This window comes from Thalassobacter sp. 16PALIMAR09 (assembly GCF_000765485.1).
GTDB lineage: Bacteria > Pseudomonadota > Alphaproteobacteria > Rhodobacterales > Rhodobacteraceae > Thalassobacter > Thalassobacter stenotrophicus.
In genome coordinates this window covers 56,785-77,678 of the sequence record NZ_JHAK01000008.1, presented here as the reverse complement: position 1 = coordinate 77,678, position 20,894 = coordinate 56,785, and the positions used below count along the sequence as shown (strand labels likewise).

The following is a 20,894-nucleotide window of genomic DNA, read 5'->3' as shown; positions in this document are numbered from 1 at the left end:
TGCGCATAAGTGAATGTTATGCGGCGAGAAAAGGCCCCGGGATGAACCGGAGCCTTTTGCTTAGTTTCGTTAGTTGCGGACCGAAGGGCCCTCGACGCTGAGGCCATTGCCGCGCGAGGCGACATACAACTCAAGGGCGACGAAATCAGCCGAACCGGGCTTGAACGTTTCGGCGCGTGTGTCACGGACACAGCCCTTGAAACGTGCATGCACGGAATTGAGCTTGGTGTTTTTCAGACGGTACGTTGGGAAACCGTTGATCTGACCTTGGCTCAGGTGGTCGGCACGGATCATCATGCCATAGCTGTCTTCGTGGCAGTTGGCGCACGAAAGCTCCAGCTGACCGGTGCGGGTGTAATACAGTTCTTTGCCCTGCTCCCACATGGATTGCGCAGGACCGTCAATCGCGACGTTCACAGGCATCCCACGGGATACGGACGAAATCAGCGCGGTCATGTTGGTCATGTCCCCGCCTGTATACTTCCACTTATCGGCACCCATCTGGTTTTCACGGCAGTCGTTGATCTGCATTTCCAGAGTGCGCACTTCACCAGCGGCCTCATTCCACTTGGGGTAAACCGCACGCACACCGCGCAGCGATTCTACATCCTCGTGGCACGACGCGCAGGAGTTACCCTTGGTGCCGTCAGCCGTGTTCCAGACTTCGGCTGCCGCCTCGACGAAAATCATCGCCGGGTTTTCGAAGTCGTCCATTTGCAGGGCCTGCGTCTCATCGGCGCGGAAACGCCAGCCGGAATACACCGTGCTGAGGTTTTCGGTATGCGCCGGAGCCGCAGCTTCGGTGATCATTTCGATCTCTTCGTTGACGACCAGCTGGTCGGTGTCCGGCTCTGCGTTGGCCCCTGCGGCCACACAAGCGGCTGCAGCAAAGGCAATGGCACGGGTCAGTGTCTGGGGTCTGTTCACCTTGAGTCCTCCCTCACGCGGTGTTGGTCGTTCAGCCGATCTTGATGGACTTCGTTTCCTCGTAGACCGAACCGTCATCGTCGTACCACGTGAATTTGAATTCGCCGGCCTCGGGCACGACAGCATCAAACTGGAAGTACGGATTGGTTGAGATCGCAGGCTCAAGCGCCACGTCCACCACGTTTTCGCCGTTAAATTCGGTCGTGAAACGGTTGATGATCGAGCGCGGGATGGGGTTGCCATCGCTGTCTTTACGCTGGCCGCTTTCCATTTTGTGGCTGATCAACGTCTTGATGGTGATCGTTTCGCCAGCTGCCGCTGTTTTGGGAACTTTGACCCGGGGTTTTACACCAGATGCCATTGGTTATCTCCTTGTAATCTAATGTTAGCCGCCGCAGCCGCCGATGGTCACTTTGACGTTGGCCTTGGCCATCTGGAACGAGCCGTCTTCCATCTTGGCGACGGCGACAACGTTCTGTGTCGTGGCAAGGCGGATACGTGTGGCAGCACTGCGCGAGGCGCTGAGCGGACCAAACTTAAAGGTCGCAACGCCGGGTGTTGGGTTGCCGTCAGCAAACAGCGTGATCGCGACTGCGCCGGGGGCGTCAACAGCGACAGGCACCGTATTACCGTTTTCCGCGATTTCAGGTGCGGTGATTGTGATCGCGCCTTCGCCAGCTTCCGCGCCGCCTGTCAACGCAGCAATCGCGTCGTCGGTCAGGCTTGCGTAGGCGGATGCGCCGGTGATGCTCGCGATAGCGAACGTGCTGGCGCCGATTGCGAGCAGCTTACGCCGTGTCAGTTCCATGTTTGGCTCCATCTTGTAGAGTTAATCGTATTTGAGGGTCATCAGGTAAGCGACGACATCCTCGATCTCTTGTGCGGTCAGGAGAGGCTTAACCTCGCCCTCGGGATGTGCTTTGCCGGTGTAGGCATCGCCCAAGCGGGTAAACCCGGAGGTTTTGTAGAACGACGGCATCATGCTGCCCTCGAACATGATCTTTGCGTTGGCAACGATCCCACGCAGCTCTGCTTCGCTCCAGCGGTCGGCGACGCCATCCAGCATCGGGCCGATTTCGCCGTGGAACGGCAGGTGGTTCAGCGCGGTAACTTCATGACATGCGATGCAGTTGCCCGCACCTTTGTTCATGATGACTGCCCCGTTTTCGGCATTGCCCGGCGTGCCCGTCAGTGAGGTGGCAACAGCACCGTCCACGTAGGCCACATCCTGAGGCTTAACGATCTCTGCCGTTACTCCGGTAGCGGTCAATGCGATGGCCGCTGCGGCCAGAAATGCAATTTTCATGCGTCCTCCCTAGGTCGATTCATTGCCCTTATAGGTTGCACACTACGGGATACAATGGACGCAACGCAATATTAAATTCAATAACTTGAATTTTTCTATTTGTTTCGCTCACGCAGAAACTATCGCAACATTCTTTTCGCGATCGCAGAAAGTCATTCATTTTGCTCAGCAAATTTTCTGGCATGATACTTCTGAAAAGGCTCATCTCCGGCGTAGCCTTGCTCGACAACCCAAGTCAAAAGGTTGAGCGTTGTCCACCGTCCAAAGGCCCCTGGCATGTGAACAACCGCGGCTTGTGGTGCGGACATAGGGTCTTCAACTTTTTGGGGAAAGAAATAGAGGCTCGGCGTGAACAACGCGCCCCACCGTTTGACCATGTCTTTTTCGGGCAATGTTGTGCCGTCAAAATCCGTCACCTCGACGTCGCCGAACATGTTGATCTGCACCACAAAGAAATGCTCGTCGATATAATCGGCCACCTCGGGCACCACAAAGACCTCTTCGTGCATCTTCTTGCAATAGATGCAGCCGCGCTGCTCAATCAGGATCATTAGGCGTTTGCCCTCGGCCGTGGCCTCGGCGAGGTCTTCGTTCAGATCCTTAAACGTATCTCGCATCCAAGGGGCTTTGTGCAGGCCATCATCGCCAATGTTAGCCGCGAAAGTCGCCGTGGCGAACAGGCACGTCCAAATCAGTGTCATCAAGAATTTCATCGGGTTTCTCCCACTCAATGGTTTCACAATCCGTCAGCCGAGCGTGCCGAACCACGGGATATGGTCCAGCATCCAGTTGGCGATAATGTTGATCGAGTTCGTCGCGATCAGAACGCCGAACAGGATCAAAAAGGCCCCCATCAGCTTTTCCATCAGGCCAAGATGCCGCCGAAACCGGGCCATCCACGCCATGAACGGTCCGATAAACAGGGCGGCGGCAATGAATGGCAGGGTCATGCCCAACCCGTAGGTGAACAAAAGCCACGCCCCCTGCCCTGCGGTGTCCTGTCCCGCCGCTGTGAACAGGATCGCGGCCAGCACCGGCCCGACGCAAGGCGTCCAGCCAAAGGCAAACGCCAGCCCGATCACGTAGGCCCCAATGAGGCTGACGTTCGATGTGGTGCCTGCGTCCGCGCGGAACTGCCGGTACAGCACGCCGATGCGCACAACACCTAGGAAATGCAGCCCCATCGCGATGATGATAGCCGCCGCGACCCACCGCAAAACGTCAAAGTATTCACGGACCATCCCACCAAAAACCGTCGCAGTCGCGCCCAACCCCACAAAGACCGTGATCACCCCCAACGCAAAGCAACACGCCGCAATCACCGCGCGAATCCGCGCTGCGCGCGACACTTCTGCCTGCGCCGAAATCTGGTTCATCCCGACGCCCGCAAGATAGCTGAGGTAAAACGGGACAATCGGCAAAATACAGGGTGACAAGAAAGACAGCAGGCCTGCAATTAGCGCGCCGAAAAGGGTAACATCGAACATGCCGCAGGGGTCCTTGCCTTGTGATATTCAAACATTAGATTATGATAGGTGATAGATTTTCGTCAATAAGAGCCGCGCACCCCATGCTCAAACCATTGGCCATTTTACTTTTTACTCTGCTGCCCCAAACCGTTGTGGCGGACGTCCGGCTGTTCATGGCTGAGGAACGGGGCTGTTATTGGTGTGCGCAGTGGAATGAGGAAATCTCGCACATCTACCCCAAAACGCCCGAGGGCCGGACCGCGCCGCTGGTGCGATATGACCTTCATGGCGACACGCCGGATGTGGCATTCGTGCGCCGCGTCAGCTTTACGCCGACCTTCATTTTGGTCCAAGACGGCGTTGAGGTGGGTCGGATCGAAGGCTATCCGGGTGAAGATTTTTTCTGGGGATTGCTCGGCAAAATGTTTGATCGTGCAAATATCCCTTTTGACGAGGCGGGCTGATCGACTATGACACCCAATATGACAAGCCAAGCCGACACCTCTGCGAGCCAAGCCTCGCGCCTACCCGTCTTTGACGCCAACACCTGCCCGGACGATATGGAACGGATGATGGACAACGCCCAGCGCGCGTCCAACTTCCTGAAAGCGATCAGTCATGAGGGCCGCTTGATGATCCTGTGCCATTTGGCATCAGGGGAAAAGTCGGTAACGGAGCTAGAGGAATTGCTGTCCGCGCGCCAAGCGGCCGTGTCCCAACAGCTGTCGCGCCTGCGCCTTGAAGGGCTTGTGACCCCGCGCCGTGACGGCAAGGCGATCTACTACAGGTTGACAGATGACCGCCCCAAACAGATCATGGAAGTTGTATACGACCTATTCTGCCGGGAGGATTGAGCCAACAAGCCCCTAGCAAACAGGTTAGGGGAGGGCTCTCGTGCTAGACGTACTCGGAGAAGCGAACACTGTTGCACTCATCGGATTGATGGGTGGCATAGCGCTTGGAATGGCCGCGCGGTTTGGGCGGTTTTGCACATTGGGTGCTATCGAAGACTACCTCTATGGCGGTGACGACCTCCGCCTGCGGATGTGGGCCATCGCGATCGGCGTGGCGATCTTGGGCACGCATATCGCCCTGAGCCTTGGCTGGTTCGGCACTGACGGCGTCACCTATCTAGACCGCAAGTGGAACCCCATGGGTACAATCATCGGCGGGTTGATGTTTGGCTACGGCATGGCCCTGAGCGGCAATTGCGGCTACGGCGCGCTGGCGCGTTTGGGGGGCGGCGATCTGCGCGGGTTTGTCATCGTACTAGTGATGGGGTTGTCCGCTTATTTCGTGATGTCCGGCCCGCTCGCCTCCACACGTGTTTGGCTGTTTCCAATTGAGGACAACGCGCTTCAACCACAGGGCTTTACGCAGCTATTCGATGGTTTTGGCATTTCGCCCCTGACAACGGGGCTTTTGTTTGGCGGCGGTCTTCTGCTATTCGCCCTCTCCAAATCTGAGATGCGGCACAGTCCTTCCAAGGTCTTTTGGGGGGCTGTCGTTGGCCTTGCGATTGTGTCCGGCTGGCTCGGCACATACTGGGTCGCGACCACAGGGTTTGAGGTTGAACCTATCGAGACACATGCCTTTGCCGCCCCCTTGGGTGACACGATTTACTACAGCATGACCGCCTCGGGCAACGCGCTGTCGTTTAGCGTCGGATCAGTGCTGGGTGTGGTGATCGGCGCGGCTTTTGGCTCTTACTCCAAGGGGCACTTCCGGTGGGAGGCCTGTGATGACCCACGCGAATTGCGCCGCCAGATGACGGGTGCTGCGCTAATGGGGCCCGGGGCGATCCTTGCGGTGGGGTGCAGCGTGGGCCAAGGAATTTCGGCGTTCTCGGTCCTTGCCTATAGCGCGCCAGTCACTTTTGCCGCCATCTTTCTAGGAGCGGCCTTGGGCTTGCGCCAATTGATCACGGGCTTTGCCGCGATTGACTGAGCAGGGTTTGTCGGCTTGCGATCCCGCATAGGCTTGGGCACAGTACCGGTTCATGAGCGGCCTCGCCGCGCGACCCAAAGGCCCGTCACCCCGTGCGTTTTCTTCACACCGCTGATCTACATCTGGCCAAACCTTTTGGCCGATTTGATGAGGACACACGCGCCGCTTTGCGTCAGGCTCGGCTGACGGCTCTGCGCGCGATTGGACAGGCCGCGCGGGACCACAAGGCTGATGTCATCGTCATCGCCGGGGACACGTTTGACGCAGAAACACCACCCGCCAAAACCATCAACCGCGCGCTTCGCACCATCGCCGACGTGCCAGAGGTGACGTGGGTTTTGATGCCCGGAAACCACGACAGCCTTGCCGCGGTTGAGCTGTGGGAGCGAATTGCCCGCGACGCACCTGACAACTTGCGCCTCGCCCTCGCACCGGAGGTGATTGAGATTGGGGATGATGCTGCGGTCCTACCCTGCCCCCCTACTGTGCGTGCGCCCGGCATGGACCTGACGGCATGGACCGCGCAATGCGAAACACCGGGGCGCGTCCGCATCGGCCTTGCCCATGGGGGCGTCGTCGATTTCGGGTCTGAGGCTGCGACGCCCGCGATCATCCCCCCGAACCGAGCCGAAACGGCTGGGCTAGATTACCTCGCCCTCGGCGATTGGCACGGACAAATGCAGCTGACCCCGCGCACATGGTACGCGGGCACGCCCGAGCCAGATAGTTTCAAGGGCCACCCATCGGCCGGGGCGCTGTTGGTCGATATCGCGGCCCCCAAAGCCGAGCCGGTGGTCACACCTATCCATCTGGGCACGTTCCAGTGGCACGACTTGAACTTGCAGTGCCTTGAGGGGGTCGATCCGCTCGACGAACTGGCCCAGACGTTGCCTCAGAAAGACCGTGACACAGCGCTTGTGAAACTCACGCTCAGCGGTCGATTGGGGCTGTCGGATCATGCTGCACTCTTGTCCGCCTGTGAGGGGTTGCGCGAAGACTTTCACCACTTTGAGGTGCATGCAGATACCCTCGGCATCGCGCAATCCGTGACCGATTTGGACCTGATCGCAGAGGCTGGTGCCCTGCGCACAGCGGCAGACAACTTGATGGCCGCCACGGATCTAACAGGTCGCAGCGTTGAGGATGCGCAAGTGGCGCAAATCGCCCTGACCCACCTCTTTCACCTCGCGCAAGAGGACCGAGAGGTATGAAGCTGCGCAGCCTCAAACTGCACAATGTGCGCCGCTTTGCAGGGCAAACCGCGCAGATCGGCCCGTTTGGGGATGGCCTGACGACGATCACAGCCGAAAACGAGCAGGGCAAATCGACGTTTTTTGACGCTCTGCACGTCCTGCTGTTCTCAGCCCACAGCTCGCAGTCGCAGGAGGTGAAATCGCTACAGCCGCACTCCGGCGGGCCGGTTCAGATCGCGGCTGAGATTGAGCTGGATGGCCATAACTATCGGATCGAGAAAACCTACCTGCAACAGCGCAGCGCGCAAGTGATCGACGCGAGCACGGGCGCAATCGTGCAACAAGCGGGTGATGCGGAAGCTTGGATCGAGGCGCATATCCTGCGCGCGCACAAAGGACCGACGGGTCTGTTGTGGGTGCGCCAAGGTATGAGCCATGTGGACCCAACCGGCCGCGACAAAGATGCGGACAACCTCGCCGCGCGGCGCGATCTGATGTCGAGCGTGCAAGGCCAGATTGACACCGTAACCGGCGGGCGGCGCATGGACCGGATCGTTGGCCGCGCCCGCGCAGAACTGGATACGCTGGCCACCAAGACCCTCCGCCCCAAGGCAAACGGCCCCTGGAAAGAGGCTGAGGATACCGCTGAAGCGCTTGAGCTAAGCCGTGATCAGTTGCAGCAACAGGTGCGCAAGCTGTCTGCCGCGCTCAGCCAGAAACGCAGTGCCAAGGCACGGTTGAGTGCCCTGAATGACCCCGAACTTGCCCAGACCAGAGCCGCGAAAATCAAAGCGGCGGCTGAGGCGCTCGGGACCGCGCAAGGGCATCTTGCGAAGCTTAACGAAGCTTCCGCAACGCTGGATTTGATCACCCGAGAGGAGGCTTTGGTCGCCCAATCCCTCAGGGATATGGACGCGGTGCGTGATCGCCGGGCGACCCTTATGCGGGACCTAAAGGCCCAAGAGGACGCTCATGCAAAGGCCACGCAGGCGGAGGCGTCAGCAGCCCAAGCGCTCAGTGCGCAAAAAGAAAAGCTCGCCACGGCTCAGGCGGACCGCCACGACATTGAAGCCGCACGTCAGGCCGCACAAAAAGCGCAAGCGACCACACAGAAATGGGACCGCCTGCGCGCCCTTGCCCGCACCCGAGACGCGCTGATCACACCGCGCGCCGCGTTGCAGGACGCGCAAACCGCGCTCAGCACCACGCCCGAGGTTACCCCAGCCGATATCGAAGCATTGGACGCCTTACGGATCAGCCTGACCGTCGCGGAGGAACGCCATAACGCGGCAGCCGCCAAGGTGGTCTTGTACCCCGAAGGCCACGCCAAGGCCACGCGCGATGGCGCCCTCATTGCCCCAGAAGCCGATGTGCCGATCGACGCGGACATGACGATAGCGCTTGAGGGGTACGGCGCGGTGCGGCTTGTGCCCGGCTCGGCCGCCGACAGGGGCAAGCGCGACGCATTGCGCGCAGAGATGGCCTCACAGCTGACAGCCCTTGGCGTCGCCGACGTGCCAGCCGCTCGCGCAGCCCTGTCCGCGCGCCAAGAGGCCAAGGCAGGTGCCGCAACGGCCCGGGCACAGATCGCGGCCTTGGCGCCGGATGGCACGGACGCGCTGGAAGCAACTTGGCGCACGCTTTGCGCGGAGCTAGACCATGCACCAGATGCGCCCATGCCTGCCCCAACCCAAGAGGCACACACCACTCAAACCCTAGATGAGACAGCGCATCGGCTGGACGCAGAGATTGAGGCCGCCCGTGCGCCCCTCGACGCATTGCAACAGGCCGTAACCCAAGCGATCACCGCACGTGCAAAGGCCACCGGCGCGTTAGAGCAGCTTGCCACTGAACAACAGACGTTAGCCCCCGCCCCTGATGAAGACAGCCAACGGACCGACCTAGAGGCAAAGCGCACCTCGCTGGCCAAGCAACGCGCCAAGGCCGACGCGGAGGTCGCGACGCTGCAAGCTATCACCCCGGATGTAGCCGCCCTAGAAGCCGCGCACCAACGCCTGATCGGGGCACAAACCGCCGATGAAAAAGAACGCCGCGCGCTTGAATTGCAACTCGCGGGACTAACGGCTGAGATCGGTGTGCAAGCAGATGCCGGCGTAGAGGAAAAGCTGGCCGAGACCGAGGGGCAGTTGGTTCAGGCCCGCACACGTGCGGCCCGCTATGCCCAAGAGGCGCAGGCCTGGGCATTGTTGATCCAAGAGCTAGAGGATGCCCGACAAGCCGCGCAGGAGACCTATTTCGCCCCCATCCGGGCTGAATTGACACCACTTTTGGCGCAATTGCACGCCGGGGCCGCGTTCGATCTGGACCCTGATAAAATGCTTGTCCGTTCGATCACACGCGACGGTGTGACCGACACCCTCGATGTGCTTTCGGGTGGCGCCTATGAGCAAATTGCGATCCTGACGCGTCTGGCCTTTGCCCGTCTGTTTGCCAAACAAGGCCAACACGTGCCGATCATATTGGACGACGCGCTGGTGCACACAGACGATGCGCGGATCGAGGCGATGTTTACGATGCTAGCCCAGACCGCGCAGAACCAGCAGATCATCGTCCTAAGCTGTCGGACGCGCGCCTTCTCAGACCTGGGCGGCACCCGCGCGGCCATCCGCGTGGGCGTTGATTAGTGGCTCATCAAGACCGGAATGTTGGCCCGCGCGGCGATGTCATGAGTGACCCCGCCGATCAGCCCCTCGCGCAGGGGCGAATGTTCATACGCCCCCATCACCAACAGTCCAGCGCCCGTTTTTTCACAATGTGAAACAAGCGTGTCCGCGATGGGCCGCCGCTCCCGCGGGAGTTCGGTTAGCGTGACTTTGACGTCATGCCGATCCAACACCATGGCCACGTCGATCCCCGGCAAACTGTCCGCAAGGGGCGAGCGCCCGACAGAGACGATCTCAACCTCGGCTTCGGTTTTCAGGATTTGCATTGCATCCGCCAAGGCCCGCGCCGCCGCGCGCCCACCATCCCACGCAATCACGGCACGCCCGTTAAACACACTTCCCGTGTGGTTCGCAGGAAAGGTCATCACAGGGCGCCCGCTGTCAAAGGCCACGCGATCGGGATGAATTTCGATGTGCGCCAAGTTATGCTCATCGTTGGTCTCGTGCATGCCGAGCACGGTTAGATCGAACAGCCGCGCATACCGCGCCACCGTGCGCTGCACTGAGCCGCCGCTATCGATCCAATGCAGCTTATCTGCAGGCACGTCACGGCACGCCTCAAAGAACTTTTGCTGAATTTCGGCCGTCGGGCTATCGGCGGCCTCTAGGATGGCGGCCTGCACTGCCGCAGGCATCCAGTTTTGCTTGATCTGACGCGACAGCATCGGGTTGCCATGCGCAAACAGACCATTGAGATGCGCATCAAAGTATTTCTGCACGGTAACCGCCCCGGCAAGGGCGGCGTCTGAGCCGGGCAGGCCGTTGTAGGCCACAAGGATATTTTTGATGCTCATGCCCCGTACAACCCCGCTGTGCGGCCGCGCAATTTGGTAAGCGCGAGGACCGTATCGATGATCGGCGTGGGCGTGTCTGTCACGCGGCCAAGCTCCTGCACGGACCCCAAGAGGGCGTCAATTTCCATAGGCCGTCCCTGTTCCAAATCCTGCAACATGGATGTGCGGTGCGCGCCGACGGCGGCTCCTCCGTCGATCCGACGGTCCACGTCGATGGGGAATTTGACGCCCAGATTTTCGGCGATGGCTTGTGCCTCTAGCATCATGTTGCGCGCAACGGGGCGGGTACCTTCGTCGGTGCACAGCACGTCAAGTGTTGCGTGCGTGAGGGCCGAGATCGGGTTGAACGACAGGTTCCCCCACAGCTTCACCCATATCTCATCGCGCAGCCGTGGGCGAACGGGCGCCTTCAGGCCCGCCGCGGACAACGCCTTGGACAGCGCCATGGCACGCTCGGATTTTGATCCGTCAGGCTCCCCCAATGAGAACCTGTTACCTTCGATATGTTTGATGGTGCCGGGTTCTTGGACCTCAGCCGCTGGGTATACCACGCAGCCCAAAACACGGTCTGGACCAAAACCGTCCCATTGCGCATTGCCGGGATCAACACTGGCCAGCCGCGTGCCTTCGAGCGCGCCGCCAATTTTGTGAAAATACCACCACGGCACGCCGTTTACGCCCGACACGATGGTCGTATTTGGCCCAATCAGCGGCTGCATGTTGGGCACGACTGCGGGCACCGAATGGGCCTTGAGCGTGACAATCACATAGTCCTGAGGACCAAGATCAGCGGGATTATCGCTGGCCGTGACGCCCACGGTCTGCGGTGCGCCGTCTTCCTCAATCAGAGTTAAGCCCTTGGCTTGCATGGCGGCCAGATGCGGGCCGCGTGCCACCAGCGACACGTCCGCCCCGGCTTGCGCCAATTTCACGCCCATATAGCCGCCGATCGCGCCGGCGCCGAATACACAGATTTTCATAGGCTCAGGCTTTCTCTACCAAACCCAGCTTTTCGGCGAGGCCGATCCGCTGCATTTTACCAGTCGCGCCTTTAGGGATCTCATCCATGATGATCACCTTACGCGGCACCTTGAAGTCGGCCATGCGCTCAGCCGCGAAATCGCGGATATCGCGCTCCGTCGCGGTGCTGCCATCCTTTAGGACAACGGCGGCCGCGACTTCTTCGCCAAGCTTGGAATGCGGCAAGGCAAAGGTCACGACCTGCGCGATATCGGCATGATCCAGCAGAACACCGTCCACCTCCAGCGGGCTGATCTTTTCGCCGCCACGGTTGATGATTTCCTTCAACCGCCCTGTCAGGTGCAGGTAGCCGTCCTCATCAAAGGCGCCCTGATCACCGGTGCGGAACCACCGCGCGCCGTCCGCCTCAAAGAAGCTTTTGGCGTTAGCGTCCGGGTTGCTTTCGTAGCCGGGGGTGACGTTCGGGCCCGAGATCACGACCTCTCCGGTGCCCTCGATCAAGTGGTTCTCAAGCTCATGCGCGATGCGGACCTTGGGGCCTGCTTCTACCCCCACGGCACCGGGCTTTTGGGCGCGCGGGGGCAACGGGTTGGAGGCCATCTGGTGCGCAGCTTCGGTCATGCCGTAGCCTTCGATCACGGGCGCGCCAAAGGTTTTTTCCAGTTCCAGCATCACCTGCGCGGGCAAGGACGCCGACGAGGACCGCAAGAACCGGAGGCGCGCGGCATCAATCACGTCGCGATTGCGGCTGGCACGGGTCAGGATCGCCTGATGCATTGTGGGCACGGCGGTGTACCATGTTGGGTTCGCCTCCTCCATCATTGCGAAGAAATTCAACGCGTTGAAGCCCGGCGTGCAAAAGATCGACGCCCCCGACGCAAGTGACGCGGACACCGCGGCAATCAATCCGTGGATGTGAAACAGCGGCATGACGTTCATGCAGCAATCCTCTGGCGTGAGGTCTAGACTGTCCCGGATATGCTGAGCAGAGGCCGCAACATTAGACTGCAACAGAGGCACGATTTTGGGCCGCGATGTGGTGCCGGACGTATGCAGGATCAGGGCCACGTCGTCAGCTGCCGGTGCGCGCGATGCGCTGCCAGACAGATCGGACGAGAGCGTGAAGTACCCCGCCGCAGCCCCCTCAGGCACGCTGAGGCGGATAATCGCCATGCCCAACCGCTGAGCCGCCGCAAAGGCCGGACCGTCGTAGCCGTCTTCGACGAGCAGGGCTTTGGCGTTCAAATCCTCAAGGTAGAAGACGTATTCATCTTCGCGGTAGGCAGGGTTTAGCGGGGCAGTCGTGGCGGCCTGCGCCACAGTGGCAAAAGCTGTCGCCATTTCGGGCCCATTGGGCAGCACGATGGCCACGCGGTCGCTGGCATCAATCCCCATGCCATGCAGTGCCGTCGCGACCTCATCCCCCAAGGTCCGCAGCGCGCCATAGCTGAGCCACGTACGCCCCGGCGCCCCAATCGCAGGCGCATCCCCGGCATGATCCGCGATCAACGCTTTCAAGCTCGTTTCCATCAATCCATCCCTCGTCTTGTAAATCTTGATTGGTTTTATTCTGCAGGCGACAGGTCGCGCCGCAACAGGCGTTTTACGTGTTTCAGCATCGGCAGCACAAAGAAGAGTGCGGCAATCGCCATGAATGTGCCCGATATTGGCCGCTCAACAAAGGCCATCATATTACCCTGCTCCGCGATCAATGTCTGGCGGAAGCTACGTTCCATCAAGGGGCCCAGCACGAGCGCCAGCACCAGTGGCGCCATAGGATAATCTGCTTTGCGCAGAACGTAGCCTGCGACACCGAAGCCCACAATCAGCCAGACATCATGTAGCTTTTGGCTGGGCGCAAAGCCCCCGACCAGACACAGCACAAACACCAGTGAACACAGCACAGTGAACGGCATCCGAAGCGCCCAGACGAACAGCGGGATCAGTGCCAGATTAACCAGCACCGCAAATAGGTTGGCCGTATAAAGCGACGAAATCAGGCCCCACACAAAATCGGGCTGTTCAATGAACAACATCGGGCCGGGAACCAGCCCCCACATGACCATGCCGCCCAGCAACAACGCTGTCGTGGGTGACCCGGGAATGCCAAGTGTCAGCATAGGCAAGAGCGACCCTGTTGAAGCTGCGTTGTTCGCCGTTTCGGGGGCTGCAACGCCCTCAATCGCGCCCTTGCCGAAGGTCTCCGGCTTTTTGGAGAGCAGCTTTGCGATGCCATAGGACATCAGAGCCGCAGGCGTCGCACCCGCTGCGGGTAACATGCCCACAAAGAAGCCAAGAAAGGAGCCAAAGCTCATGGTTTTCCAAAGTTTGTTGATCTCTTTCAAGCCGTACCACAACTCGCGGAAGGTGATCTTGGCAGGTGTGACTTGCGGCGCACTTTTCTGGGTTTCGATCGTGTAGAGGATTTCACCCACGCCGTAGATCCCGATGGCGAGCACCAGAAAACTGATCCCCGAATAGAACCCTGGCTGGTCAAAGAAAATCAGACGCGGATCGCCAGAAATAAGGTCCAGCCCGACGGCCGACAGCACAAGGCCGAGACAGATCATGATGATCGTCTTAAGGACGTCATCACCGCCAAGCCCCACAAAGGTGGTGAACGCCAACAGCACAAGCGCAAATTCCTCAGCCGGACCGAACGCGAGGGCCACATCCGCAAGGGGCACGGCAAACAGCGTGAACAGCACGACCGAAATCGTACCACCGACGAAAGAGGCAGCAGCCGCAGCAATCAGGGCCAGCCCCGCCTTGCCCTGCTGCGCCATTGGTCGGCCATCAAAGGTCGTCGCGACTGCCGTTGACGCGCCGGGGATACCCAACAGGATCGAGCTGATCGCGCCCCCGTACATCGCGCCATAATAGATCGCGCAGAGCAGAATAATCGCAGACGACGGCGGCACGATAAAGGTGATGGGCAGCACAATGGCCACCCCGTTGACCGAGCCCAACCCCGGCATTGCGCCGATGAACAGGCCCGCCGTGACCCCGATCATTACGATCAGGATGTTGATGGGCATCAATGATGTGGCGAAGCCTTCGCCAAGGTATCCAAGCAGTTCCATAGCCGAGGTCCCCTAGAAGAAGCGCGCGTAAAGCGGGAAGAACCACGGCTCTGTCCAGCCTTTGGGCAGCAGGATTTTGAGCGTGACTTCGAAGAAAAAGAATAAAAAGACGGGTGTGCAGATGGTGAGTGCGCCGGTCAGAACCCAACTATGTTTGCCGTATATCTTGAGGTACCAAAGCAGGAACATCGGGATCGCAATATAGGCACCCGCGAACGGCAAGGCCGCCACAGTCGCCGTCAGTGCAAGCGTCACCACCACAACAGACCGCAGCGTATCTGGGTCGAAAAACGGTGTGTCATCCTTGGCGAAGGGTGCACTGTCCTTGAATGAACGCAGGACAATACCCCCTGCACACAAGAACATGATCCCCGAGAGCCAGAACGGAAAGGCGCCGCCCCCCGGTCCGCCTGTCATCCCATTCCACCCAATGGGGAGCGCACTGGCGTGCCACATAAAATATACCGAAAGGACCATAATCCCCGCGGCAAGAACGCGATCTGCAGTCAGCATGATAGTCTCAACTTTCCCACCCAAACAGGCGCGCAGTTTCCCCCGCGCGCCTGCAAATATTTATGTCCGGATTGGGCTCAGGAGCCTTGCTCGCTCATCTCCAACAGAGAGGCGTGCTTTTCACGTTCCACGAGGAAGTATTCCCCCAATGCATCGCCCGTCAGGAAATCTGGCGCGAGGGATTTCTCAGATGTGTAGGTCTGCCACTCTTCCGAGGCGTTCAGCTTTTCGAACATTTCGGTGTAGTAGGCGACAGCCTCTGGTGCCATGCCCGCTGGCGCCACAAAGGACCGCTGCATGTCATAGACCAGTTCATGGCCCAACTCGGTCATGGTTGGTGTGTCGGGAAAAGCCGCCAACCGTGTGGGCGTGAACGTCGCGATGGGGCGCGACTTACCAGCGGTGAAAAAGCCCAACTGCTCGGACGGGTTGTTAACAGTGCTATCGATGTGGCCGCCTACAAGGTTCTTAGCCACGTCACCGCCCCCTTTGAAGGGCACATACGTAATCTCAAGACCGAACTCGTTTTCCAGCATGGATGTAACCAAGCTGTCTTCTTGCCCAGTGCCGGTGCCACCCATCTTCCACTGGCCGCCCGAGGCACGGACCGCAGCAACATAATCGTCGAGCGTGTAGATATCGCTGTCGGCATTTACCCACAAAACGAACGTATCCAGAGCCATTCGCGCAATTGGGGTAAACTCTTCGATGTTCACGCCGATGTCTGTGCGCAGCGGCGTGGTGTAAAGGCTGTTGAGCGTTGCCATAATCACATGATTGTCGCCCTCTTTGTCCTTGAGGTACCGCAGCGCCTCAGCGCCCGAACCACCGCCCTTGTTCACCGGCAGGATCGGCATTGAGGCGAGGTTTTCTTTTTGGATGATGGACTGGAACAGCCGCGCCAAGCGATCAGCCCCGCCGCCCTGGCCCGCCATGATCACCATCTCAACAGGTTTCGACGGCTTCCAATCAGAAGCAAATGCAGGGGCAGTGGCGACCAGTGCTGCGGATGCTGCAAGTGCCAACGACAAGCGTCTTGTAAGTTTCAAAGTCATACGGAGGACCTCCCAATCCATGTGATTTCTGCTGCACGCTGAACGTGCCGTGTAGGGTGCAGGATGATCCAAGAAATATCTTCGTGAAAGAATGTTCCAAAATTAATCGTGTTTTGTTGTTAATTATTTCGACAACAAATTTATTATCTGTTATGTTGTAAATATGGTTAAGACACTTATCGGCCCCCAAATACGGCATATTCGCAAGATAAATACGGACACTCAGGCAGAGATGGCCCGCAAATTGGGCGTGTCTGCTGCCTACATCAACCTTTTGGAAAATAATCAACGGAGTGTGTCTGTTAACGTGTTAATGGCGCTTAGCGAAGCCTATGGCATCGACGCCCATCACCTGGTCAAAGACAGCTCCGCCACGCAACTTGCAGATCTACGCGCCTGCCTTCGGGACCCGATGTTCGCAAACCAAGCTCCCGACATCTCTGAGTTGCGTGCCGCATTGGACCATGCCCCCACGGTGGTGAAGCTTTTCTTGCAATTGCACGCAAATCACGAGGCGCTCCAGCACTCGATGCGCAAACTGACCCAAGATGACGCCTCTGGCAGCGTCCAAGCCGTCCGGGCAGAGACCGCAATTTACACCTTTTTCCGCAGTCACGGGAATCACTTCCCCCCGCTTGAGGCCGCAGCAGAGGCTGCGCGTGACGCCATCGGGGGCGCGAACGATGACCTCTATGCCAACCTCAAGCGCCACCTGAAACAGGCCTATGGGCTACAAGTCACCCTCGCCCCAGTGGAAGAGATGGAACAAGCCTTGCGCGTGTTTGATATTGCCGAAAGCCGGGTCCTGATTTCAGAGGCGCTGGACCCGGTGAACCGCACCTTCCAGCTTGCGCATGTCCTTGCCCTCGTGAGCGTAAGCGCGCTGTTGGAGACACTGATTACTGACGCGAACATACCGACCGAAACCGGACAAGAGCGGTGCCGCGTGGAACTGGCCAACTACTTTGCCGCGGCCCTTTTGATGCCCTACGACGCGATCTATCGCACCGCCGAGGACACCCGTTACGACCTCGATCGGATCGCGACCCGGTTCGCTGTCTCATTCGAGCAAGTCGCCCAGCGCCTGACAACATTGCAACGCAAAGGCGCGGAAGGCGTGCCGTTCTTTTTCCTGCGCATCGACCCTGCGGGCAATGTAACCAAGCGGTTTAACGCAACACCCTTTACCCTTGCGGATCAAGGCGGCGCTTGCCCGGTGTGGAACCTGCACAGCGCGTTTGCCGCCCCTGATACGATCCTGCCCCAACGGGTTGAACTGCCCGATACGGGGCAGTTTTTCACCATTTCGCGCACAACGCCACGCCCCGTGACCCAGCATCAGGACACGCCAAGACGACTGGTCGTCACGCTTGGATGCGAGCAGACCCATGCCCACCGCATTCGCTACGCCGACCCGCATGATCGTGCCGAGGCCCCCATCGCCCAAATCGGGATCAACTGCCACATCTGCCCGCGTCTTGATTGTGCCCAACGCGCGTATGAACCGTTGCATGTGGCCTTACCACTTGACGTAAACCGGCGCGGCACCACACGATATCAAAGTTAGCGGAGGACACGTTCTGGGCAGGTTTTCGACACTCGCAGCCCTTTTGGGCCTGCTGTTAGGGGCGACCCCCGGCTCGGCCCAAGAAGGGTTGCCTCGCCTACCCCTGACATACGCACCTGCCTTTGACGCCATTGGCAGATTGGGACCTGACCCCAAGTTTCAGACATCACAAGGATGCACCGCGACGTTAATTGCCCCTGATTTATTGTTAACAGCAGCGCATTGCCTTGCCGCCGGTCCGAGCAACGCGGCTTTCGCACCCGGCTGGCGGGTCGGACGCCGCAACCCCTCCATCGCGATTGCACGCACTGTGCGACACCCTGACTACGGGGGCATCGGGTCTTTGCCGTTTGAAAATGATATCGCTCTCGCCGTTTTGTCGGTACCGGTGACGGGCGTGCCACCGCTGGCATTGGCAGATTTATCTGGGGCGGCAATCTACAACGAACCCGTCGCCTTGCTTGGCTATCATGCAGGCGCACAGGGCGGGTTGAGCGGCGCGTTTGATTGCCCCGTTGGGCCTGGGCGCGGGCGGCTCATGGGCGTGGAATGTCCGGTCAGGGGCGGCAACTCCGGCTCGCCCCTCCTTATCAAATCTGACGGAGAGTGGCGGATCGTTGGTGTGGCCGCTGCCCGAGCCGGTGATCGGGCAGCGATGGCCGTGGCCCTTGACGATTGGCTACATGCATCCGTCGCAGCACATCTTAAGGGGGACTAATCGCCCCGCGTCACGTCGTGACGGTAAAGCCAGTCAAACCGCGATAGCATCCGCTGCGGCGCAACCGCGTTGATCATCCGCAGCCCTGCATGCGCAACGGTCTTTTTCACACCAGCCAAATGGTAGTTCCGGGCATTCGCATTCGCCGCTTCAATCGCGCGGGTCGCGCGGGGTTTGCGCTTTGCCTGATAGGCCGCAAAGGCTTGGTCGCGGCTATCGTGCACAGCCAGCGCATCCGCTAAAACCCACGCGTCCTCTAGGGCCATAACCGCCCCTTGAGCCAAGAAAGGCAGCGTCGGATGGGCCGCGTCACCCAACAACACCACCGCTCCGCGAGACCACCGATCCGCGACAGGATGCCGAAACAATCCCCAAATATTCACGGCCTCAACCTGCGCCAACATATCTGTGACCGCTGGGCAGAAGCCCGCAAACGCCGCGCGCAGGTTCGCGGGATCATCGGTGTGGTTCCAGCCCTCCTCCGCCCAAGAGGCGCGTTCCTCCACCGCCACTATATTTGTGAGCGCGCCGCCCCGCAGGGGATAGGTCACAAGGTGCCGGCCCGCCCCCATAAACACACGCGCCTCAGCAGGTTCCCCCCTGCCCGGGATCAACGCACGCCACGCGACCTGTTGTGTGAAAAAGGGCGCAATATCGCCCAGAACGGCTGTGCGTGTCTTGGCGTGCAACCCATCCGCGCCGATCAAGATGTCTTGGCGCGACGCGGTCCCGTCAACCATGCGCAAGACGGCCTGCGTACCATCCGCGTCCACGCTCTGGACACGTTCACCTAGCTGGATCTGGACACCTGCATCCCGTGCTGCGGCGGCCAATGCCGTGATAAGGTCAGCGCGATGGACCAGTTCGAAACCTTCAGGCAAGGTCATCCGCAACACTTGCCCCCCCGACGCGCCATCGCACAACGAAACGGCGGAGCTGGCCCCACCAACGGGACCAATACCCAAGGCGCGCAATACCGCGACGCCATTGGGACTGATTTGAATGCCCGCGCCGACTTCGGTGATTTCATCCGCCTGCTCGAGCACACGGACGTTTGCACCGCGTTGCGCCAGCGCCGTAGCCACGGCGAGCCCCCCGATGCCCGCGCCCAAAACTGTCACCTCTACCCCGATGATCACTGCATGCTCCCAAAGAAAAACCGCGCTCCCAATATGGGGCGCGGCTTGCTGTTTGGTCCAGTCCGAAGCGTCGACTTAATCGTCGCGATGAACTTTTTCCCGACGTTCATGACGCTCTTGCGCCTCAAGGCTCATGGTTGCAATCGGACGCGCATCCAACCGCTTGAGGCTGATCGGTTCGCCGGTCGCCTCGCAGTAACCATATTCACCTTCATCGATCCGACGCAGCGCACTGTCGATCTTGGAGATCAGCTTGCGCTGGCGATCCCGCGTGCGCAATTCCAGCGCGCGGTCGGTTTCCTCAGACGCCCGGTCCGCAACATCTGGGATGTTACGTGTGCCGCCTTGGAGGCCCTCAATCGTGCTGGCGGTTTCGTCAATGAGATCGGATTTCCACGCAAGCAGCTTGCGCCGGAAGTATTCCGTCTGACGATCATTCATGAAAGGTTCGTCCTCGGCGGGACGATAGTCTTCCGGGAGAAAAGTTTCGGCTTTCATATCACTTCCTCTATTTCCACCGGAAGAGACTTTGTTAATATCTAAAGTCATCCGGTCACCCTGCGACCCGAATACATCCCAACGCCCCCTGAGTCACGAATTGATTTACCATAGTTACTAATTTATGGCGTAGAGTTAATCTTTGTAGTCGAAACAAACAACTAGAGCGGGCTTTATGCAGTTTACAGGCACCAAAACATACGTAGCTCCCGAAGATTTGACCGTCGCGGTGAACGCAGCTATCACACTGGAACGGCCTTTGTTGGTTAAGGGTGAGCCGGGAACGGGCAAAACTGAGCTGGCGCGGCAGGTTGCCGAAAGCCTCGGCCTGCCGATGCTTGAGTGGCATATTAAGTCTACGACGCGCGCCCAACAGGGCCTGTATGAGTATGATGCAGTGAGCCGGTTGCGGGACAGTCAACTCGGCGATGACCGAGTTAATGACGTCGCAAACTACATCAAACGCGGCAAGCTGTGGGAGGCGTTTGACGCCCCTGAACGTGTTGTGCTGCTGATTGACGAAATCGACAAAGCCGATATCGAGTTTCCCAACGACCTCCTTCAAGAGCTCGATAAGATGGAATTTTTCGTCTATGAGACGGGCGAAACGGTCAAAGCGCGGCAACGGCCCATCGTCATCATCACCTCGAACAATGAAAAAGAACTGCCCGATGCGTTCCTGCGGCGCTGCTTTTTCCACTACATCCGGTTTCCCGACATGGAAACGATGAAGCAGATTGTTGAGGTCCATCACCCCGGGATCAAGGAAGCGTTGCTGACCACCGCGTTGACGCAATTCTATACTGTGCGCGAACAACAAGGGCTAAAGAAAAAGCCTTCGACCTCCGAGGTGTTGGACTGGCTCAAACTGCTGCTGGCGGAAGATTTGGATCCGGCAGACCTGAAAATGGACCCCAAATCCGCCCTACCCAAGCTGCACGGTGCGCTTTTGAAAAATGAACAGGATGTTCATTTGTTTGAACGTTTGGCTTTCATGGCGCGGCGCGGGTAAACGCGCCA

The 20,894-nt window shown here is 59.3% G+C and carries 22 protein-coding genes; 8 read left to right on the top strand and 14 right to left on the bottom strand.

Annotated elements, in window-relative coordinates; translation table 11 throughout:
• Window positions 1–69 precede the first annotated feature (69 nt).
• The 6 genes from soxA to PM04_RS14485 form a co-directional block, all read right to left on the bottom strand.
• Window positions 70–909: a sulfur oxidation c-type cytochrome SoxA gene (gene soxA / locus PM04_RS14510; RefSeq protein WP_038008300.1), complete on the bottom strand. Its 840-nt coding sequence runs from the start codon at window positions 907–909 to the stop codon at window positions 70–72.
• A 49-nt stretch (window positions 910–958) separates the two neighbouring features.
• Window positions 959–1,288 (bottom strand): thiosulfate oxidation carrier complex protein SoxZ, encoded by a 330-nt coding sequence (gene soxZ / locus PM04_RS14505; protein ID WP_038008173.1) that lies wholly within the window; start codon window positions 1,286–1,288, stop codon window positions 959–961.
• A gap of 24 nt (window positions 1,289–1,312) precedes the next feature.
• Window positions 1,313–1,735: a thiosulfate oxidation carrier protein SoxY gene (soxY, locus tag PM04_RS14500; protein ID WP_038008172.1), complete on the bottom strand. Its 423-nt coding sequence runs from the start codon at window positions 1,733–1,735 to the stop codon at window positions 1,313–1,315.
• Between the two features lie 21 nt (window positions 1,736–1,756).
• Window positions 1,757–2,233: a sulfur oxidation c-type cytochrome SoxX gene (soxX, locus tag PM04_RS14495; protein ID WP_038008171.1), complete on the bottom strand. Its 477-nt coding sequence runs from the start codon at window positions 2,231–2,233 to the stop codon at window positions 1,757–1,759.
• A 152-nt stretch (window positions 2,234–2,385) separates the two neighbouring features.
• Window positions 2,386–2,946, bottom strand: a complete 561-nt coding sequence (locus tag PM04_RS14490; protein WP_038008169.1) for a thioredoxin family protein — start codon at window positions 2,944–2,946, stop codon at window positions 2,386–2,388.
• Window positions 2,947–2,979: 33 nt separating this feature from the next.
• A complete protein-coding gene (locus PM04_RS14485) occupies window positions 2,980–3,720 on the bottom strand; it encodes a cytochrome c biogenesis CcdA family protein (protein ID WP_038008167.1) in 741 nt (246 codons plus the stop codon).
• An 83-nt stretch (window positions 3,721–3,803) separates the two neighbouring features.
• Between PM04_RS14485 and PM04_RS14480 the strand changes: the two genes are divergently transcribed.
• The 5 genes from PM04_RS14480 (at window position 3,804) to PM04_RS14460 (ending at window position 9,487) form a co-directional block, all read left to right on the top strand.
• Window positions 3,804–4,166, top strand: coding sequence for a hypothetical protein (locus PM04_RS14480; RefSeq protein ID WP_052068502.1), 363 nt, complete (start codon window positions 3,804–3,806; stop codon window positions 4,164–4,166).
• A gap of 18 nt (window positions 4,167–4,184) precedes the next feature.
• A complete protein-coding gene (locus PM04_RS14475) occupies window positions 4,185–4,556 on the top strand; it encodes a helix-turn-helix transcriptional regulator (protein WP_038008165.1) in 372 nt (123 codons plus the stop codon).
• Window positions 4,557–4,596: 40 nt separating this feature from the next.
• Window positions 4,597–5,649: a YeeE/YedE family protein gene (locus tag PM04_RS14470; RefSeq protein ID WP_038008163.1), complete on the top strand. Its 1,053-nt coding sequence runs from the start codon at window positions 4,597–4,599 to the stop codon at window positions 5,647–5,649.
• A 92-nt stretch (window positions 5,650–5,741) separates the two neighbouring features.
• Window positions 5,742–6,860 (top strand): DNA repair exonuclease, encoded by a 1,119-nt coding sequence (locus tag PM04_RS14465; RefSeq protein ID WP_038008161.1) that lies wholly within the window; start codon window positions 5,742–5,744, stop codon window positions 6,858–6,860.
• Window positions 6,857–9,487 carry an AAA family ATPase gene (locus tag PM04_RS14460; RefSeq protein WP_038008159.1) on the top strand — a complete coding sequence of 877 codons (2,631 nt, stop codon included), beginning with the start codon at window positions 6,857–6,859 and terminating at the stop codon, window positions 9,485–9,487. Before PM04_RS14465 ends, PM04_RS14460 begins: the two co-directional genes overlap by 4 nt.
• On the opposite strand, the gene PM04_RS14455 is transcribed toward PM04_RS14460, so the two are convergent.
• From PM04_RS14455 to PM04_RS14430, 6 genes are all read right to left on the bottom strand, one after another.
• Window positions 9,484–10,320, bottom strand: a complete 837-nt coding sequence (locus PM04_RS14455) for a universal stress protein (protein WP_038008157.1) — start codon at window positions 10,318–10,320, stop codon at window positions 9,484–9,486. The two genes, PM04_RS14460 and PM04_RS14455, sit on opposite strands and share 4 nt — an antisense overlap.
• Window positions 10,317–11,300: a 2-dehydropantoate 2-reductase gene (locus PM04_RS14450; protein WP_038008155.1), complete on the bottom strand. Its 984-nt coding sequence runs from the start codon at window positions 11,298–11,300 to the stop codon at window positions 10,317–10,319. Before PM04_RS14450 ends, PM04_RS14455 begins: the two co-directional genes overlap by 4 nt.
• A 4-nt stretch (window positions 11,301–11,304) precedes the next feature.
• A complete protein-coding gene (locus PM04_RS14445) occupies window positions 11,305–12,831 on the bottom strand; it encodes an acyl--CoA ligase (protein ID WP_038008153.1) in 1,527 nt (508 codons plus the stop codon).
• 35 nt (window positions 12,832–12,866) lie between these two features.
• Window positions 12,867–14,384, bottom strand: coding sequence for a tripartite tricarboxylate transporter permease (locus PM04_RS14440; RefSeq protein WP_038008151.1), 1,518 nt, complete (start codon window positions 14,382–14,384; stop codon window positions 12,867–12,869).
• Between the two features lie 12 nt (window positions 14,385–14,396).
• Window positions 14,397–14,897 (bottom strand): tripartite tricarboxylate transporter TctB family protein, encoded by a 501-nt coding sequence (locus PM04_RS14435; RefSeq protein WP_038008146.1) that lies wholly within the window; start codon window positions 14,895–14,897, stop codon window positions 14,397–14,399.
• A 77-nt stretch (window positions 14,898–14,974) separates the two neighbouring features.
• Window positions 14,975–15,952 carry a tripartite tricarboxylate transporter substrate binding protein gene (locus PM04_RS14430; protein ID WP_038008142.1) on the bottom strand — a complete coding sequence of 326 codons (978 nt, stop codon included), beginning with the start codon at window positions 15,950–15,952 and terminating at the stop codon, window positions 14,975–14,977.
• Between the two features lie 163 nt (window positions 15,953–16,115).
• On the opposite strand from PM04_RS14430, the gene PM04_RS14425 reads away from it, so the two are divergent.
• Window positions 16,116–17,519 carry a short-chain fatty acyl-CoA regulator family protein gene (locus PM04_RS14425; protein WP_038008141.1) on the top strand — a complete coding sequence of 468 codons (1,404 nt, stop codon included), beginning with the start codon at window positions 16,116–16,118 and terminating at the stop codon, window positions 17,517–17,519.
• A gap of 43 nt (window positions 17,520–17,562) precedes the next feature.
• A complete protein-coding gene (locus PM04_RS14420; RefSeq protein WP_161785713.1) occupies window positions 17,563–18,237 on the top strand; it encodes a serine protease in 675 nt (224 codons plus the stop codon).
• Here the strand turns inward: PM04_RS14420 and PM04_RS14415 are convergent.
• The gene (locus tag PM04_RS14415; RefSeq protein WP_038008139.1) at window positions 18,234–19,376 is read right to left on the bottom strand and encodes an FAD-dependent monooxygenase; all 1,143 of its coding nucleotides are present in this window, start codon (window positions 19,374–19,376) and stop codon (window positions 18,234–18,236) included. The two genes, PM04_RS14420 and PM04_RS14415, sit on opposite strands and share 4 nt — an antisense overlap.
• 75 nt (window positions 19,377–19,451) lie before the next feature.
• Window positions 19,452–19,874, bottom strand: coding sequence for an RNA polymerase-binding protein DksA (gene dksA / locus PM04_RS14410; RefSeq protein ID WP_038008138.1), 423 nt, complete (start codon window positions 19,872–19,874; stop codon window positions 19,452–19,454).
• 175 nt (window positions 19,875–20,049) lie between these two features.
• Here dksA and PM04_RS14405 point away from each other — a divergent pair, with 175 nt between their 5' ends.
• Window positions 20,050–20,886: a MoxR family ATPase gene (locus PM04_RS14405; protein ID WP_038008137.1), complete on the top strand. Its 837-nt coding sequence runs from the start codon at window positions 20,050–20,052 to the stop codon at window positions 20,884–20,886.
• Window positions 20,887–20,894 lie beyond the last annotated feature (8 nt).

What these genes read in the sequence shown, in the direction of transcription:
- soxZ (WP_038008173.1), bottom strand. Translation starts at nt 1,288, where the DNA reads ATGGCATCTGGTGTAAAACCCCGGGTCAAAGTTCCCAAAACAGCGGCA.
- soxY (WP_038008172.1), bottom strand. Translation starts at nt 1,735, where the DNA reads ATGGAACTGACACGGCGTAAGCTGCTCGCAATCGGCGCCAGCACGTTC.
- soxX (WP_038008171.1), bottom strand. Translation starts at nt 2,233, where the DNA reads ATGAAAATTGCATTTCTGGCCGCAGCGGCCATCGCATTGACCGCTACC.
- PM04_RS14490 (WP_038008169.1), bottom strand. Translation starts at nt 2,946, where the DNA reads ATGAAATTCTTGATGACACTGATTTGGACGTGCCTGTTCGCCACGGCG.
- PM04_RS14485 (WP_038008167.1), bottom strand. Translation starts at nt 3,720, where the DNA reads ATGTTCGATGTTACCCTTTTCGGCGCGCTAATTGCAGGCCTGCTGTCT.
- PM04_RS14480 (WP_052068502.1), top strand. Translation starts at nt 3,804, where the DNA reads ATGCTCAAACCATTGGCCATTTTACTTTTTACTCTGCTGCCCCAAACC.
- PM04_RS14475 (WP_038008165.1), top strand. Translation starts at nt 4,185, where the DNA reads ATGACAAGCCAAGCCGACACCTCTGCGAGCCAAGCCTCGCGCCTACCC.
- PM04_RS14460 (WP_038008159.1), top strand. Translation starts at nt 6,857, where the DNA reads ATGAAGCTGCGCAGCCTCAAACTGCACAATGTGCGCCGCTTTGCAGGG.
- PM04_RS14455 (WP_038008157.1), bottom strand. Translation starts at nt 10,320, where the DNA reads ATGAGCATCAAAAATATCCTTGTGGCCTACAACGGCCTGCCCGGCTCA.
- PM04_RS14450 (WP_038008155.1), bottom strand. Translation starts at nt 11,300, where the DNA reads ATGAAAATCTGTGTATTCGGCGCCGGCGCGATCGGCGGCTATATGGGC.
- PM04_RS14445 (WP_038008153.1), bottom strand. Translation starts at nt 12,831, where the DNA reads ATGGAAACGAGCTTGAAAGCGTTGATCGCGGATCATGCCGGGGATGCG.
- PM04_RS14440 (WP_038008151.1), bottom strand. Translation starts at nt 14,384, where the DNA reads ATGGAACTGCTTGGATACCTTGGCGAAGGCTTCGCCACATCATTGATG.
- PM04_RS14435 (WP_038008146.1), bottom strand. Translation starts at nt 14,897, where the DNA reads ATGCTGACTGCAGATCGCGTTCTTGCCGCGGGGATTATGGTCCTTTCG.
- PM04_RS14430 (WP_038008142.1), bottom strand. Translation starts at nt 15,952, where the DNA reads ATGACTTTGAAACTTACAAGACGCTTGTCGTTGGCACTTGCAGCATCC.
- PM04_RS14425 (WP_038008141.1), top strand. Translation starts at nt 16,116, where the DNA reads ATGGTTAAGACACTTATCGGCCCCCAAATACGGCATATTCGCAAGATA.
- dksA (WP_038008138.1), bottom strand. Translation starts at nt 19,874, where the DNA reads ATGAAAGCCGAAACTTTTCTCCCGGAAGACTATCGTCCCGCCGAGGAC.
- PM04_RS14405 (WP_038008137.1), top strand. Translation starts at nt 20,050, where the DNA reads ATGCAGTTTACAGGCACCAAAACATACGTAGCTCCCGAAGATTTGACC.